At 64.5% G+C, this 15,678-nt stretch carries 14 protein-coding genes and 3 pseudogenes; 8 read left to right on the top strand and 9 right to left on the bottom strand.

The features are described 5' to 3' along the window. The first annotated feature begins 49 nt into the window (after positions 1-49). The 5 genes and pseudogenes from ACVWW3_RS11555 (at position 50) to ACVWW3_RS11535 (ending at position 5,877) form a co-directional block, all read left to right on the top strand. Positions 50-640 (top strand): ANTAR domain-containing response regulator, encoded by a 591-nt coding sequence (locus tag ACVWW3_RS11555; protein ID WP_247346876.1) that lies wholly within the window; start codon positions 50-52, stop codon positions 638-640. Beyond that, a pseudogene (locus tag ACVWW3_RS11550) lies at positions 637-1,801 on the top strand (CmpA/NrtA family ABC transporter substrate-binding protein). Before ACVWW3_RS11555 ends, ACVWW3_RS11550 begins: the two are co-directional and overlap by 4 nt. Before the next feature lie 329 nt (positions 1,802-2,130). Then, entirely contained in the window at positions 2,131-3,909 is a 1,779-nt protein-coding gene (locus ACVWW3_RS11545; protein WP_456649981.1) for a NirA family protein, read from the top strand. Further along, the gene (locus ACVWW3_RS11540; RefSeq protein ID WP_456649982.1) at positions 3,906-5,519 is read left to right on the top strand and encodes a sulfite reductase subunit alpha; all 1,614 of its coding nucleotides are present in this window, start codon (positions 3,906-3,908) and stop codon (positions 5,517-5,519) included. The genes ACVWW3_RS11545 and ACVWW3_RS11540 overlap by 4 nt, the downstream gene beginning before the upstream one ends. Before the next feature lie 205 nt (positions 5,520-5,724). After that, complete coding sequence (locus tag ACVWW3_RS11535) at positions 5,725-5,877, top strand: hypothetical protein (RefSeq protein WP_247346884.1); 153 nt, start codon at positions 5,725-5,727, stop codon at positions 5,875-5,877. On the opposite strand, the pseudogene ACVWW3_RS11530 reads toward ACVWW3_RS11535, so the two are convergent. The 3 genes and pseudogenes from ACVWW3_RS11530 to pxpB form a co-directional block, all read right to left on the bottom strand. Further along, positions 5,878-6,649 (bottom strand): annotated as a pseudogene (locus ACVWW3_RS11530) (LamB/YcsF family protein). 27 nt (positions 6,650-6,676) lie between these two features. After that, positions 6,677-7,714, bottom strand: coding sequence for a 5-oxoprolinase subunit C family protein (locus ACVWW3_RS11525; RefSeq protein WP_456649984.1), 1,038 nt, complete (start codon positions 7,712-7,714; stop codon positions 6,677-6,679). After that, positions 7,711-8,442, bottom strand: coding sequence for a 5-oxoprolinase subunit PxpB (gene pxpB, locus ACVWW3_RS11520; protein ID WP_456649985.1), 732 nt, complete (start codon positions 8,440-8,442; stop codon positions 7,711-7,713). Before pxpB ends, ACVWW3_RS11525 begins: the two co-directional genes overlap by 4 nt. Positions 8,443-8,689: 247 nt before the next feature. Here pxpB and ACVWW3_RS11515 point away from each other — a divergent pair, with 247 nt between their 5' ends. Beyond that, the gene (locus ACVWW3_RS11515) at positions 8,690-9,388 is read left to right on the top strand and encodes a ribonuclease activity regulator RraA (protein WP_247346892.1); all 699 of its coding nucleotides are present in this window, start codon (positions 8,690-8,692) and stop codon (positions 9,386-9,388) included. Between the two features lie 23 nt (positions 9,389-9,411). Then, positions 9,412-9,816, top strand: a complete 405-nt coding sequence (locus ACVWW3_RS11510) for a (R)-mandelonitrile lyase (RefSeq protein WP_279667380.1) — start codon at positions 9,412-9,414, stop codon at positions 9,814-9,816. 69 nt (positions 9,817-9,885) lie between these two features. Here ACVWW3_RS11510 and ACVWW3_RS11505 read toward each other — a convergent pair whose 3' ends face one another. The 3 genes from ACVWW3_RS11505 to ACVWW3_RS11495 all read right to left on the bottom strand — a co-directional run bounded on the left by ACVWW3_RS11505 (position 9,886) and on the right by ACVWW3_RS11495 (position 12,259). After that, entirely contained in the window at positions 9,886-10,236 is a 351-nt protein-coding gene (locus ACVWW3_RS11505; protein ID WP_354106150.1) for a hypothetical protein, read from the bottom strand. Positions 10,237-10,417: 181 nt separating this feature from the next. Next, on the bottom strand, positions 10,418-11,305 hold the full coding sequence (locus ACVWW3_RS11500) for a DUF2147 domain-containing protein (protein WP_456649986.1): 888 nt from the start codon (positions 11,303-11,305) through the stop codon (positions 10,418-10,420). A 171-nt stretch (positions 11,306-11,476) separates the two neighbouring features. Continuing rightward, a complete protein-coding gene (locus tag ACVWW3_RS11495) occupies positions 11,477-12,259 on the bottom strand; it encodes a transporter substrate-binding domain-containing protein (protein WP_456649987.1) in 783 nt (260 codons plus the stop codon). 126 nt (positions 12,260-12,385) lie between these two features. Here ACVWW3_RS11495 and ACVWW3_RS11490 point away from each other — a divergent pair, with 126 nt between their 5' ends. Beyond that, a complete protein-coding gene (locus ACVWW3_RS11490) occupies positions 12,386-12,883 on the top strand; it encodes a DUF1993 domain-containing protein (protein ID WP_456652023.1) in 498 nt (165 codons plus the stop codon). A 2-nt stretch (positions 12,884-12,885) separates the two neighbouring features. Here the strand turns inward: ACVWW3_RS11490 and ACVWW3_RS11485 are convergent, their stop codons facing one another. From ACVWW3_RS11485 to ACVWW3_RS11475, 3 genes and pseudogenes are all read right to left on the bottom strand, one after another. Then, positions 12,886-13,365, bottom strand: coding sequence for a hypothetical protein (locus ACVWW3_RS11485; RefSeq protein WP_456649988.1), 480 nt, complete (start codon positions 13,363-13,365; stop codon positions 12,886-12,888). A 170-nt stretch (positions 13,366-13,535) separates the two neighbouring features. Further along, a complete protein-coding gene (locus ACVWW3_RS11480; protein WP_456649989.1) occupies positions 13,536-14,525 on the bottom strand; it encodes a hydroxyacid dehydrogenase in 990 nt (329 codons plus the stop codon). Positions 14,526-14,559: 34 nt separating this feature from the next. Further along, positions 14,560-15,661: pseudogene (locus tag ACVWW3_RS11475) on the bottom strand (ABC transporter ATP-binding protein). Between the last annotated feature and the right edge of the window lie 17 nt (positions 15,662-15,678).

Below are 15,678 nucleotides of genomic sequence, written 5' to 3'. Positions count from 1 at the left end.
GCAGGGCCCTCCGGCGTGCTATGGGTGAATCACCTGCCGTGAGTGAGCTATGAGCGCCGAACAGTCACCCAAAATCGTGATCGTCGACGAAAGCCCGATCCGGGCTGCGATCCTCGAAGAAGGGTTGCGGGAGGCCGGATTCACGCAGATCGTCCATATCCGTGAAATGCAGAGCCTGCTTGCCCGTATTTATGCGGTCGACCCCGACATCATCGTGATTGATCTCGAAAATCCCAGCCGCGACGTGCTGGAGGCGATGTTCCAGGTCAGCCGCGCCGTGAAGCGGCCGATCGCGATGTTCGTGGATCAGAGCGATTCATCCTCGATCCAGGCGTCCGTGGAAGCGGGGGTCTCCGCCTACATCGTCGACGGGTTGAAGAAGGAACGCATCAAGCCGATCCTCGACCTTTGCGTGTCCCGCTTCAATGCTTTCGCAAAACTCCAGGAGGAGCTGGAGCGCACCAAGTCGCAGCTCGAGGATCGTAAGATCATCGAAAAGGCCAAGGGCATCCTGATGAAGGTGAAGGGCCTCACCGAGGACGAGGCCTATGTGCTGCTGCGCTCCACTGCGATGCGCGAGAAGAAGAAAATCGGCGAGATCGCGCAGTCGATCATCACCGCGTCGGAGATGCTGAAATGACCGCTCCTCTCCGCATCGGGTTCATTCCGCTGGTCGATGCCGCCGCGCTGATCGTTGCCGTCGACAAGGGCTTCGCCGCGGCCGAAGGGCTCGATGTCGAACTGGTGCGCGAAGTCTCTTGGTCCAACGTCCGCGACAAGCTCAATATCGGCCTGTTCGACGCGGCGCATCTGCTGGCGCCGGTCGCAATCGCGTCGTCGCTCGGGCTCGGTCACGTCAAGGTGCCGATCGCGGCGCCCTTCAATCTCGGCATCAACGGCAACGCGATCACGGTGTCGCCGGCGCTTCATGCGGCGCTGATGGAGGAGATCGACGGCGATCGCTTCGATCCGCTCGCTACGGCAAAAGCGTTGGCACGCGTTGTCGCCAAACGGCGCAAGGCGGGAGCCGATCCGTTGACCTTCGGCATGACCTTCCCGTTCTCCACCCACAATTACCAATTGCGGTTCTGGATGGCGGCGGCCGGCGTCGATCCCGACGAGGATGTGCGCCTCGTGGTGCTGCCGCCGCCCTACATGGTCGATAGTCTTGCCAACGGCCACGTCGATGCGTTCTGCGTCGGCGCGCCCTGGAATTCGATCGCGGTCGATCTCGGCATCGGCCATATCCTGCATTTCGTCTCCGACATCCTCGCCCACGCGGCGGAGAAGGTGCTGGCAGTTCGCCAGGTCTGGGCCGACAAGCATCCCGACGTGGTCGCTAGCCTCGTGCGCGCCGCGGGTGAAGGCGGCCGAGTTCATTGAGCATCCGGAAAACCGAACCGAAGCGGCGCGGATCCTGGCGCAGCCCGAACGGATCGGAGTCGACGCCGAAGTCATCCAGCGCACCCTCACGGGACGCCTCAAGATTTCGCCGGACGGCACCTTTCGCGAGAGTGGCAGCTACCTTCTGGTGGGACGCGAAGAGGCAGGGCGCCCCGATCCGGTCCAGGCCGCCTGGCTCTATGCGCAGATGGTGCGCTGGGGGCAGACGGCGTTGAGTTCGGAGGGCGTCAAGACAGCGATGGCGGTGTTCAGGCCCGACCTCTACGACGGCGCTCTCGGCCGACGGCCGCCCACGCAAGCCCCCGCGGCATTCGGCGCATTTGCCGGCCCCGCTTTTGATCCCGCGAATATTCGGGGGCATCTTGCGGCCTTCGAGGTGGGCCGCTGGAAGGCCTGATTCGCGTTTGCATTGTTTTTGGGCGCTGGAGATCAGCGTCTAAATTTTAGGCCGACTGCTCGAATTTCATAAGAATTCCAGAGGCGCGAGTTCCCTAGGGCGCGCCTAATCATCTGATATTGCACCAAGTTTCATTTCATCAAAGCTGGCACGCAACTTGAATGTTGCAGTGCGGCCAGCCTGTCACAGGTGCCTGCTGAGCCAGTCCCGCAGCAACGAAGCTGATCGGACCGTTGGGTGCAGAGCCGGCTATCAAGCCAGCCGAGTTCCTCGCGGGTCGTGCACTTTCCGTCGACACCCAGGTGGCCGCAGGAGCTTCGTTACTGACCATGAAAATCGACACCGTCTCAGTCGACTTTACCGACGACCAGAAACGCTATCTCGAAGGCTTCACGAGCGGTTTGCAGATCAGCCGGGTCGGCCGCGGTCTCGGCGGCGCCGGCAAGGCGAGCCCCGAACCGACCGGCCCCGATGCCGTGCACATCAAGGCGCAGGACAAGGTCATCGCCGCGGGCAAGAAGCTCGCCGATCAGGAGAAGATCAAGCGCGACGAGCATCCCTTCGATGCTTATCCGCGTCTCCGCCAGCAGGCGCTCGACAATACGCCGCCAAGCCTGGCGGACAATTTCCGCTGGCGCTATTACGGCATCTTCTACGTCGCGCCGACGCAGGACTCCTATATGTGCCGTCTGCGGATTCCGAACGGCATCCTGAAGCACTGGCAGCTGTCCGGCCTTGCCGATCTCGCCGATGAAACGTGCGGGCCCTACAGCCACGTCACGACGCGCGCCAATCTGCAGCTTCGCGAGATCCCGCCAAAGAACGCCGTGAAGCTGATCGAGGGCGTTCAGGACCTCGGCCTGTGCTCGCGCGGCTCAGGCGCCGACAACATCCGCAATGTGACGGGGACACCGACGGCGGGCATCGATCCGCAGGAGCTGATCGACACGCGGCCTTATGCACGCGAATGGCACTACCATATCCTGAACGATCGCTCGCTGTACGGCTTGCCGCGCAAGTTCAACGTCGCCTTCGACGGTGCCGGCAGGATCGCCGTGCTCGAGGAGACCAACGACATCGCATTCACGGCCTTTGAAGTGAAGGACGGTTTCGGCGTCGAGCCCGGAGTCTGGTTCCGCCTCGGCCTTGGCGGCATCACCGGGCATAAGGATTTCGCCAAATATTCCGGCATCGTCGTCAAGCCTGAAGAAGCCACGGCCGTTGCCGACGCCATCGTGCGCGTGTTCATCGAGCACGGCGACCGCACCAACCGCAGCAAGGCGCGGCTGAAATACGTGCTCGATGCCATGGGCCATGATGGCTTTCTCAAGCTCGTCGAGGAGCGGCTGAAGAAGCCGTTTACGCGCGTGCCGGAAGAGGCGTTTCTCCCGCGGCCGGCCGCGGACCGCATGGCGCATATCGGCGTACACAAGCAGAAGCAGGACGGTTTGCACTGGATCGGCGTGTCGCTGCCGCTCGGCAAGATCAGCTGCGATCAGATGCGGAGCCTCGCCAAGGTGGCGCAGGACCTCGGTGACGGCGATATCCGCCTGACGGTTTGGCAGAACCTGCTGATATCAGGGGTGCGCGACGAGAATGTCGAGCTCGCCGTCGCGGCGATCAAGCAGATCGGGCTCGCGGTCGAAGCCTCGCACATCCGCGCCGGCCTGATCGCCTGCACCGGCAATGCCGGCTGCCGCTTTGCCGCGGCGAATACCAAGCGCCACGCCGCCGAGATCGGCGACTGGTGCGAGCCGCGCGTTGAGATGGACAAGCCGGTCAACATCCACGTCACCGGCTGCCACCATTCCTGCGCGCAGCATTACATCAGCGACATCGGCCTGATCGGAGCACGCGTGCCGGTGAACGAGGAGGACACGGTCGAGGGCTATCATCTCTTCACCGGCGGCGGGTTTGGCCCCGATGCCGACGTCGGGCAGGAGATCTATCACGACCTCAAGGCCGAAGACGCGCCGAAGACGGTCGAAGGGCTGCTCAAGGCCTATATCGCCCATCGCTCGTCTCCCGACGAAACGTTCCTGTCCTTTGCGCGCCGCCACGACGGCGAGACGCTGCGCAAGCTTGCCGATGCCGAGGTGTCTTCATGAACCAGATCAGCCCTCCGCCGAAACTCGACATCATTCCCACGAGCGCTCCGTTCTCCGACGCGCAACGCTCCTGGCTGAACGGCTTCTTTGCCGGGCTTCTGTCGCCCGATGCAGCAGCGCCGCTGTCGGCCGAGCAGGGCGCCGCCGTGTTGCAAGGCGCAGCCGGTGACGGCGACGACGGCGAATCTCCGTGGCACGACCAGACCATGCCGATCGCGGATCGGATGAAACTCGCCGAGGGCCGTCCCGTGCGCCGCAAGATGATGGCGGCGATGGCGCAGCAGGATTGCGGCCAGTGCGGATACAATTGCCACGACTATTCGGAGGCGATCGCGGGCCGCAGTGAAGCGCGGCTCAACCTTTGCGTCCCCGGCGGCAAGGAAACCGCGCGGATGCTGAAGTCGCTGTACGAAGAGCTGGACAAGACGCCGATGGCCAAGGCGCCCGACAAGCAAGACGCGGTGGCAGCCCCCGCCGTGACCGTGACGATCGCCGAGCCCGGCCGCTCACGCGACAACCCTGTTGCGGCGACCTTCCTGTCTCGTCGTCTTCTCAACAAGGGAAAGTCTGAGAAGGAAACCTATCACGTCGAGTTCGGTCTCTCCGAGAGCAAGCTCGACTATACCGTCGGCGACAGCTTTGGCGTGTTTGCGCGCAACGAGGTCGGCCTCGTCGACCAGATCATCGCGTTGCTCGGCGCCTCTCACACCACGAAGGTCAATGGCAAGACGTTGCGCGAGGTGCTGATCGACGACGTCTCGTTGTCGCCTGCGCCCGACACGCTGTTCGAGCTGCTTTCCTTCATCACCGGGGGCGCGCAGCGCGAGAAGGCGCGGGCGCTGGCGCAGGGCGAGGATCCCGATGGCGATGCCGCTACGCTCGACGTCATGGCGGCACTGCAGAAGTTTTCGGGCACGCGTCCGCACCCAGAGGCCTTTGTCGAGGCGCTGGAGCCACTCCAGCCGCGGCTCTATTCGATCTCGTCTTCGCACAACGCGACACCCGGAAAACTGTCGCTGACGGTGGACTCCGTGCGTTACATCATCGGCAAACGCAAGCGCATCGGTGTCGCCTCGACCTTCCTCGGCGAGCGCATCGGCGAGGGCGAGAAGCTCAAGGTCTATGTGCAAAAGGCGCACGGCTTCGGCTTGCCGCAGGATCCGAAGACGCCGGTCATCATGATCGGTCCCGGCACCGGCATAGCGCCGTTCCGCGCCTTCCTGTTCGATCGCAAGGCGACCGGTGCGCCCGGCAAGAACTGGCTGTTCTTCGGCCATCAGCGCAGCGATTGCGACTTCTTCTACCAGGAGGAACTCAATGCGATGAAGACCTCGGGCCTGCTCACGCGCATGTCGCTGGCCTGGTCGCGCGACGGTGAGAAGAAGTTCTACGTGCAGGACCGCATGCGCGAGGTCGGTCGCGAGTTGTGGACGTGGCTTGCCGAGGGCGCTCATCTCTACATCTGCGGCGATGCCAAGCGCATGGCCAAGGACGTCGAGCGCGCACTGGTCGACATCGTCGCCCAATTCGGAGCACGTTCGACCGACGAAGCCGTCAGTTTTGTCGCCGAGCTCAAGAAGGCCGGCCGCTTCCAGGCTGACGTGTATTAAGGCGCGGCAACGAGCACAGGCGGGCCGGTCGGTTCCGATCGCCTCGGACTTTAACGAATAAGATGCTCGGAACCCGCCCGCGAGGAGAATTTGCATCTTCGATTGGGCTTCTTAGGAGAACCCGCATCGCTATTTCCGCGGGTGTCTTGCCCACCACCCGGATTGATCCTTCATAATCCCGCAAATGGGGCGTTGGAGATCGACCATGCGCGAACTATCGGCGGAAGCCAGGCTGCACTTCTACGCGCGCTCGCTCTCGCGGCGGACCGCGGCGAGCATGCATCATGCCGCGATGTACAGCGCCTTCGCCGTCATCGCGGCCATCGTGTTCGGCACGCTCTCGGTACACCCGTTCTGATCACGCCCCGCGCTTGAACGGGGCCACTTCGATTCCCGCATCCTTCAAGGCCTGACGCAGGCCGCGCGCGATGTCGACTGCTCCCGGCGTATCGCCGTGGATGCACACCGTGTCGGTGCGCATCTTGATGACCTTGCCTGTCACCGAGACCACCGCGCCATCCTGCACCATGCGCACTACGCGGTCGGCAATGGCCTTGGCGTCGTGCAGCACCGCGCCAGGCTTCTTGCGCGAGACGAGGTTGCCGTCGTCCTCATAGGCGCGATCGGCGAACACCTCGTGCACCATCGGCAGATTGGCGTCTTCGCCGGCCTTCACCAACTTCGAATTGGCGAGCACGACGAAAATCAGGCCGGGATCGACCGCCTTGATGCCGGCTGCGATCGCCTTCGCGGTCATGTCGTCCTCGCAGGCGACGTTGGACAGCGCGCCATGCGCCTTCACATGCGTCACCTTGTGGCCGGCGGCCGTCGCGATCGCCTGGCAACGCGCCGATCTGGTAGGCGACGAGGTTCTCGATCTCGGAGGCTTTTAGCCCCGCGATCGGATGCCGGCCAAAACCGTGCAGGTCGCGATAGCCGGGATGTGCGCCGACCGAGACGCCGCGCGCCTTCGCAAGCTCGACTGTCCGGCGCATGATGTCGGGGTCGCCGGCATGAAAGCCGCAGGCGACGTTGACCGAGCTCGCCAGCTCGATCATCGCAGCGTCGTTGCCCATCTCCCACGCGCCAAAACCTTCGCCGAGATCGCAATTGAGATCGATCGTCTTCATGGTGTCCTCCGCCTTTGGTCTTGTCGTTTACGGCTCGGCCGCGACCTGCCAGGTCCGGGCGTCGACGGCACTTACAGCATAACCCGCGACGTTGGCATCGCTGAGCGCCTCGATGTTGAGCGCGACGGTGTCGGCAGAGCGCAGGCGATCGGGCAGGCTGCGGATGGTTTGCGCGAATTTCTTCGCCTCGTCTTGCGCCTCGGCCATGCTGACCGCCTTGAAGCGGAACGCCGTTCCTGCCGAGGTCTGCGCGAGGCGGCCCACATCGGCCGTGATCACGGTTGCGATCTTCGGGTAGCCGCCGGAGGTGCCGCGGTCCATCATCAGCGCGATCGGCGCGCCGTTGCCGGGCACCTGGATGCTGCCGTTGACCGTGCCGTCGGAGACGATGTTGTGGCCGTGCAGATGCTTGATCGCGGGGCCTTCGAGCCGGTAGCCCATGCGATCGGAGGTCGCCGAGATCTTCCACTCGCTGTCGAGGAACAGCGCCTTGTTGGCGTCGTCGAACTCGTCGTCCTGCGGTCCCAGCAGGACGCGGATCGGACCGCTCGATGGCTTCGGCAGTTCGATGCGCAGCTCCGGCGCACCGCTTGCGGCGCTGACAGATAATTCGTCACCGGCCTGGAGCGGGCGCGGGTAGGGGCTGCCGAGGCCGGCGCGGGCGTTGACCGCGAGACTGCCGAACACCGGCTCGCCCTTGATCCCGCCTTCGATCGCCAGATAGGTGAACGCACCGCTGCGAGCAAAACCCAGCGTCAGCGTCTCGCCGTCCTTCAGCGTCAGCGATGTGTCCATGGCGACCGGACTGCCGGCGATGTCCACATTGCGCGGCGCGCCTGAAATTGCGACCCGCACGGCCCCGTCGCGGGCGGTGAACGAGGCGCCGAACGGGCCGACCTCGATAGCGGCGGCGAACGGTTCGTTGCCGACAAGCGTGTTCGCTGCCGCGAGCGACAGGCGGTCCATCGCTCCGCTGACCGTCAGGCCATAGCGTTGCGCTCCGTGGCGTCCGCCATCCTGGACGGAGCTTGCAGGCCCGATGCTGGCGATCACAAGCCGGCTCATGCGACCACCTGCTCGGCAATGATCTCGCCGGCCTCGGCGGCGCGATCCTGTTCCTCGAACGTCTTATGGTCGATTGCGAAAAACGTCACGCGATCGCCGGGTTCGGTGAGGAAGGTCGGATTGCGGTGGAGCTGATAGGTCCGCACCGGCGTGCGGCCAAGCAGGTGCCAGCCGCTGGGCGCAGCCAGGCACTGGATTCCGGCCTGGATGCCGCCGATCGAGATCGTGCCGGCAGGCGTCAGCAGCCGCGGATTCTGTCGCCGCGACATCTGCAGGGATTTGTCGAGGCCGCTGAGATAGGACCAGCCCGGCGTGAAGCCGATCATGGCAACCTTATAGTCGCCGGCGACGTGGCGGGCGACGATGTCGTCGGGCGTGGTGTTCAGCGCCTTCGCGACATCCTCGAGGTCAATGCCGTGCTCGCCGCCATAGGCGACGGGAATGCGCCAGCGGCGCGCATTGGTGGCCGGCGGCAACGGTTGGCTCGCGAGCGCGAGCAGCTTGTCGCCGAGTGCGTCAAAGCCGATCTCGCCGGGGTCGTAGTGCACCAGCAGCGAGCGATAGGTCGGCACGGACTCGGTGATGCCGTCGATGGGACTTGCTGCGAGCGCCTTGTCGAGTGCCAGCACGCGCTGGTTGGCGGCGTCGTCGATGGTACGGCTGAATTCAACCGTGACGGCGCTGTCGCCACTGGGCAGAAGGCGGGGCGGGGGAAGCGTCGCGGACATGGGCTGTCGAAATCGGGCTTCTGGAGATACGCGGGCTCGGCCTTGAGTTCCGCTTCTTCCTGCTTCGCGTAAATGCGCCCCCAAGTCCAATAAATTAATGCAGGGGGAGACGATAAAGCCTTGTTATCGCGACGCATAACAGCGCTGCGGCCCTGCATGATTGGTACCTTCTTGGCCCTTGACGGCACGCCCGCACCTCGCAAGATGCGCGCGTTCATTCCCGCCCATCCGGAGCTCGTCTGTTTCCATGTCGCTGTCCCCCGAAGCCCGCAAGACCCTCGCCGGCATCACCACCGCCACCATCACCACGGTCCTGCTGAAGAAGGGCCTGCGCAACATCTGGATGCGCGGCGCGCGTCCGCTGCGCCCGGGTCTGCCGCGCCTGGTGGGACCGGCCTTCACGCTGCGCTTCGTGCCGGCGCGCGAGGATCTGGCGACGCCGGAGTCCTGGTCGTCGCCGATCTCGACTCGGACCGCGATCGAAGCAATGCCGGAGGGCTGCATCGCCGTGGTCGACGCCATGGGGATCACCGATGCCGGCATCTTCGGCGACATCCTGTGCGCGCGCATGATGAAGCGCGGCGTCACCGCACTCGTCACCGACGGCGTCGTGCGTGACGTCGAGGGCGTGCTCGGCACCAACCTGCCGGTCTGGTGCGACGGTTATGCCGCACCGCCGTCGGTTGCCGGTCTGACCTTCGTCGGCTGGGGCGAGCCGATCGGCTGCGGCGGCGTTGCGGTATTCCCGAACGACATCGTGGTCGCCGACCAGGACGGCTGCGTGCTGATCCCGCAGGCGATGCTCGAACACGTGCTCAATGAGAGTGTCGAGCAGGAGCGGATGGAAGCCTGGATCGTGAACGAGGTGAACAACGGCGCGGTGCTCCCGGGCCTCTATCCCATGAACGCCGAGACCAAGGCGCGCTACGCCGCAAGCAAGAAGTAACAGACAGCAAGCGAGGTTACCCCATGGAGATCACTGTCGCAGGCACGCGGCCGACCCGCCGCGCGCCCAAGGAACACTTCACCGGCACGGTCCTTCAGGACCCCGTGATCATGGCGCCCGCGCCGGCGCGGCTGAACTGCTCGCGCGTGTCGTTCGAGCCGGGCGCGCGCACCAACTGGCATCACCATCCGCTCGGGCAGACGCTGTACGTCATCTCGGGCGTTGGCCGGGTCCAGGCCAAGGGCGGGCCCATCAGGGAAATACGTCCTGGTGACACCGTCTGGATTCCACCGGGCGAGCTGCACTGGCACGGCGCTACGCCGACCAACGGCATGACCCACATCGCCATGCAGGAAGCGCTCGACGGCGTGTTCTCGACCTGGCTGGAGCCGGTGACCGACGCGGAATATGGGGCGGCGGTCGGCTAACTCTCGTGCCCCCGGGACAAGACGCATCGCGTACCGCGATGCGTCGCTGCTCGTCCGGGACACGGCACTTTACATCCTTTCCGCCGTCCACGTGCCCGTGCACATGGTGCCGCGCCAGGTGCCGGAGCCTGAGGTGCCGCTGAGCCGGCCGAAGCCGACGGCGCGCTTGATGCCGGTGCTCAACGTGACATTGATGCGGCCGGCATCCGCGACGCGGCCGGACGCCGTCACTGCGGCGCTGCTCGACGCGATCTGACCATTGTTGATGCCGATCGAGACGGTCGAGCCGTTACCGCAGGTCTCGCTCGACGATGAGATACGGACATTCCATGCGCCGTCGAAAGTGCTGGCGCTGGCCTGAGCGGCCGGCAACGCGATGACGACGATCGTGGCGAAAAGACATTTGCGAAAACCGTTCATGACACGCCCCTGTGGTTGAGCCTGCGGGGATCCTGGCATGGGCGCCGTACCGGCGATGTGAGGGCTGTCACGCGCGCGACGGGCTCTGTGACGTCGCGCACGTCGCAATCGATTTGGCGGACAAAAGCAAAGGGGCCCGCGTTGCAAGCCCCTTTGTCTCGGTCAGAGTGTCGTCTCGACGTCAGTTCAGACGCGTCCAGGTCTGGCCGCCGCAGAACATGCCGCCAAAGGCGCAGCCCTGCACGCGCAGCCGATCGGTGCCCTTCAGCGCGATGGTTGAATCGTAGGTCGAGCCGGAGTTCGGATCGAGGACGCGGCCGGACCATTTCTGGTCCTTGTTCTGATCCTTGCCGGGCTTCATGTTGATCAGGACCTGCTCGCCGTTCTGGTTCGATTTCGAATCGACCGAATAGCCGCAGAGATTGTTGCCGCATTGCTCGATCCGGACCTTGCCTTCCTTCTCCTCGGTGAGCCAGACGCCGAGCGGTGAATTGAGATCGCGCGTGGCCGCGGCCGCGGGAGCCGGCGGCGCGACTGCAGCCGACTGAACGGGGGCAGGCGCAGGCGCCGGGACGGGAGGCGGAGCCGGAGGCGCGGCTGCGACCGTCGGGGCTGGCGGTGCGGGCGGTACTGCGGCCACCGTCGGGGCAGCACTCGAGGCCGGCTGAGGCGGCGGCACAAGCGCGTCTTCGGCCGGAGCATTGTTAGCCGTGGTGGCCGGAGGCGCCGGCGGGGCAGGAGGCGCCACGACCACGGGGGCTTGGACAGGGGCCTGCTCGGCCGCCGGAGGTGCTACGACAGGCGCGGGTACCGGCGCCGGATTGGCCGGCGGCTGCGGGTCGGCCTTGGCTTGCTGCGGTGCCTGCGGGTCCGCTTTAGGAGCCCCCTTGGCATCGGTCTTGGTCTTCTTTGCCTTGCCCTGGCCGGTGTTGTCATAGACGCCGGGGATTTGCACCGTGCCGCGGTCGGGATCGATGCGGATGGTGCGCCCGCCATAGTCGAAGGTGTACTGCGCCTGCGCAGCGGTGCTCGCCAAAAGGAATGCGGCCGTGGCCAACAGCTTCCTCATTTCCGTCTCCTGAAACAGGTGGTCCCCGCACCGACGCTTACGCCCCGGTGCGATCGGCAAAAAGTGATCTAGATCACTGTCACCGTATGAGTCGTGCTCCGGCTGTTCCGGGTTCAATAACACCGGAGCCGGTCCAAAGTTTGGCCGGGGCAAGCGACAGGAGGACGCGCCCTAGTCGAACCAGGCGGCGTAGATCTTCTTGTAGCTGCCGTCCTCCATGGCGATGTGCAGCCATTGGTCGACAAACGCCTTCAGCGCCATGTCGCGCTGGAGCCAATAGGCCTTCTCGGAGAAATCGAACGGCTTTTCGGGATGCACCGCGCAGAGCACGCCAGAATGCTGCTTCTGCTGGTAGCGCGTCTCGGAGGCGTCCGTCATCATCAGGTCGGCATTGCCCTTGGCGATCTCATCGAAGATCACGGTATTGTCGGGGAAGACGGTGATGTCGGCGTCCTTGATGTTGGCACGCGCAAAGCGCTCGTTGGTGCCGCCGGGATTGACGATCACACGGGTGCCCTTCTTGTCGATGTCGGTGATGCTCTGGTATTTGCCGACATCGGCACAGCGCGCGATCGGCGTCTTGCCCTCGCGCATGATCGGCCTGGAGAAAAAGCCCTTCTTCTGCCGGTCGAGCGTGACCGAGATGCCGCCCATGGCGATGTCGAATTGGTCAGCCTCGAAATCCTTCATCAGCTTTGGCCAGGCCGTCGGCACGAATTCAACCTTGACGCCGAGCGCCTTGCCTAGCGCCTCGGCCATATCGACGTCGAAGCCGCTGAACTGCTGCGTTGTCTTGTCGAGATAGGTGAAGGGCTTGTAATCGCCGGTCATGCCGACGCGCAAAGTGCCGCGCTTGACGATCTCGTCGAGGCGGGAGGACGCCGCCTGCTGTGCGTGGGCCGAAATGTTTGCCAGCAGGACCACGGCCAAAGCCGCCAAAATTCGAATGGTCATTCGAACGATCATCTCTTTTCCACCCATGCCCGAGCTGTCATTGTGCAGCTCTTGAGGCTTGGATCTAGACCAGATGCCCGTCGCTGGCGAGGCGGAATTGAAGGGAATTTTGAAGTGACGATCTCGATGTATGACGCCTCGGTCGGCGTCTTCGTGCCTTACCTGCGCAACCTGTCCGCACTGCTCGACAAGGGCGTTGCCTATGCCGAAACCCGGAAGTTCAATCCGTCCGTCCTGCTCGGCATGCGCATGTCACCAGACATGTACGATCTGGCGCAGCAGATCGGCGAGGCCTGCCGCCATGCCGCGGTCGCTTCGGCCTTGCTGGCCGAGCGCGAGCCGGTGACGCTGCCGGTGCTGGAGCACGACATGGCCGGGCTTCAGGCCCGCATTGCCACGTCAATCGAGTTCATCGAAAGCCTGCCGCGCGCGGAGATCGACGCCGCGGCGGAACGGAATGTCTTCTTCAGGCTGAAAAACGGGACCGAGCTGCCGTTCACCGGACGGACGCTGCTGCTGACCTTCAGCGTCCCGCAGTTCTTCTTTCACGTGACGACGACCTACGACCTCTTGCGGCACGCAGGTGTCGAGCTCGTGAAGAAGGATTATCTCGGACGACGATAAGCCTAGGCTTCGCCCTTGCGCTCGTAGTCGGCGAGCGAGCTGCGGCCGGCGATCTCGCTGCGCAGCTCTTCGAAGCGCCGATGTGCCTCGTCCTCGTGCGCGTCGACGAAATGCACGGCAGCCTCGCTGGTCATCGGGCCGCTGATCACGGGCACGGACTGCTCCCCGATGGTTTCGTGGACGTAGAACTGGCTGTCGTCGCCGCGATGGACCGTCCATTTCAGACGGATCGCCACCATCGGCCCCGGACCGACCTTGCTGTAGCCGTCGGCATCGGCGTGCTCCGGCACCAGCGGCTGCTCCTCGACCACCGGATGCTCATCGACCATCGGGTGCTCATCGGCGACCACATGCTCACCAGCAACCACCATTTCTGTTACGGTCAGGGTCTCGGTCTCGCGCACGACGAGGACGGGCTCGGGGTGCTCCAAAATGCTGGCGATGGTCGCCAGCGTGTGGTCGGTCGGGTCGATCTCTGACAAGGGTCCATCCTCCAGCTCGACGCGGCCGGCAAGTCTGTCCCACTGCCGCCGCGGCCGGACCTATTACGCGGGTTTGATTAAGGCTGAGTGAGGGCTCGATCTGCACCAAAATGGGACGCATTCTGGCGTTCCGAAGGCGGGCGGGTGGGCCGCCCGCCCCCGAGGTCGGCTCAGCCCAGGACGTCCTGGTTGATGATGTTCTGCCTGATGGGATCGCCGTCCAGCACACTCAGAATATTGCGCGCGGTCTGCTCGCTCATGCGGCTCACCGCCTCCACCGTGACACCGGCGACATGCGGGGCCATGATGACGTTGGACAGCGCGAACAGCGCATTGCTCACCGGCGGCGGTTCGACCTCGAACACGTCGATGCCGGCGCCGGCGATCTTGCCCGAGACCAGGGCGTCGTACAGCGCGGCCTCCTTCACGATGCCGCCGCGAGCGGTGTTGATGAGATAGGATTTCGGCTTCATCCGGCCGATCCGCGCGGCGTCGAACAGGCCGAGGGTTTCCGGCGTCTTCGGGCAGTGGATGGTGACGAAATCGGCGTGAGGCAGCGCCGCGTCGAGATCGGCGACGGGCTCGCAGCCGGCCGCTTTGATATCTGCGGCAGGTTTGTAGGGATCGTAGACTTGCACGTTCATGTCCATCGCCAGGCAGCGCTTGGCGGTACGGGTGCCGATCCGGCCGAAGCCGATGACGAGGACGGTCTTGCCGTAGAGATCGAACGGCAGCATGCCGAGCCGGTCGGCCCATTTGCCATCCTTGACGCAGGCGTGCATCTCCTGCGCGCGTTTTGCCAGCGTCAGCATCATGAACAACGCCTGCTCTGCGACCGAGGGCGAGTTCGCGCTGCCCGCGACCATCAGCGGCACCTTGCGGCGGGAGAGGGCGGGAACGTCGACGGCGTCGTAGCCGACGCCGATCCGCGTCACCACCTTCATGTCTTTCGAGGCTTCGAGTTCGGTCTCGCCGAAGGCGGTGGCACCAAGCGCCACGCCGTGGACCGGCGCGTGGCTCTCGAGCAAGGCCTCGAAGTCTTTGGCGGAGATCAGGTTCGGAAACTCGATGAGCTCGATGTCATCTCGCTGGGTGAGGAGGGTGCGCGCGCCTTGCGACAAAGTTTGTGTAACGAAAATCTTCTTTTTGTTGGTCGCCATTGCTCCCCGCCTGCTCGCGTTTCCAAAACCGGCGTCACAACACGACGCCGGTCTCTTCGTTTAGCAGGTGCATATTGTTGAGGTCCATCGCCAAACGCATGGGAGCCCCGTCCGCAGCGCCGGCATTGGGATCGACACGGCCGCAGACGGGCGTGCCCTCGAGCCCGAAATAGACCAGGGTCTCCATGCCCATCGGCTCGGTGACGTCGAGCACGGTGTCGAAGGTTTCGACACCCGGCCCCAGATGCGCGTGCGACTCGGTGAGATGCTCGGGCCGGATGCCGAGCAGGAGCTTGTCGGTGCGCGGCAGTGCGTTGTAGCGAGTGGCGCGGGCCGGGCGGCAGCGCGAAGGCGATGCGGTCGGTCAGGCGGATCTGGAGTGTGCCGCCGGCGTCCTCCAGCCGGCACGGGAGGAAGTTCATCGCGGGCGAGCCGATGAAGCCCGCGACGAAGCGCGTCGCCGGCTTGTGGTAGAGCTCGTTCGGCGTGCCGATCTGCTCGATGCGGCCCTTGTTCATCACCACCACGCGATCGGCCAGCGTCATCGCCTCGACCTGGTCGTGGGTGACGTAGACCGTGGTGGTTCGTACCTTCTGGTGCACCTTCTTGATCTCGATCCGCATCTGCACGCGCAGCTTGGCATCGAGATTGGACAGCGGCTCGTCGAACAGGAAGACCTTTGGATTACGCACGATGGCCCGCCCCATGGCGACGCGCTGGCGCTGGCCGCCGGAGAGCTGCTTCGGTTTGCGGTCGATCAGGTCGGTGATGTCGAGGAGGCGGGCGGCTTCCGTCACCCGCGCCTTGATCTCGGCCTTGGGATAGTGCTTCAGGCGCAGCCCGAACGACATGTTTTCCGCGACCGTCATGTGCGGATAGAGCGCGTAGTTCTGGAACACCATCGCGATGTCGCGGTCCTTCGGCGGCACGTCGTTGACGACGTCCCCGCCGATCATAATGTCGCCGTCGGTGATGTCTTCAAGTCCTGCGATCATGCGCAGCGTCGTCGACTTGCCGCAGCCGGAGGGGCCGACGAGCACGATGAACTCATGGTCGGAGATGTCGAGATCGATGCCGCGCACGGCTTCGACGTCGTCGTAACGCTTGATCACCTTACGCAGGGAAACGTCGGCCATTGCAGTTCAACCCCTCG

The organism is Bradyrhizobium sp. LM2.9 (assembly GCF_054056555.1).
This window is presented reverse-complemented; position numbering and strand designations above follow the sequence as displayed.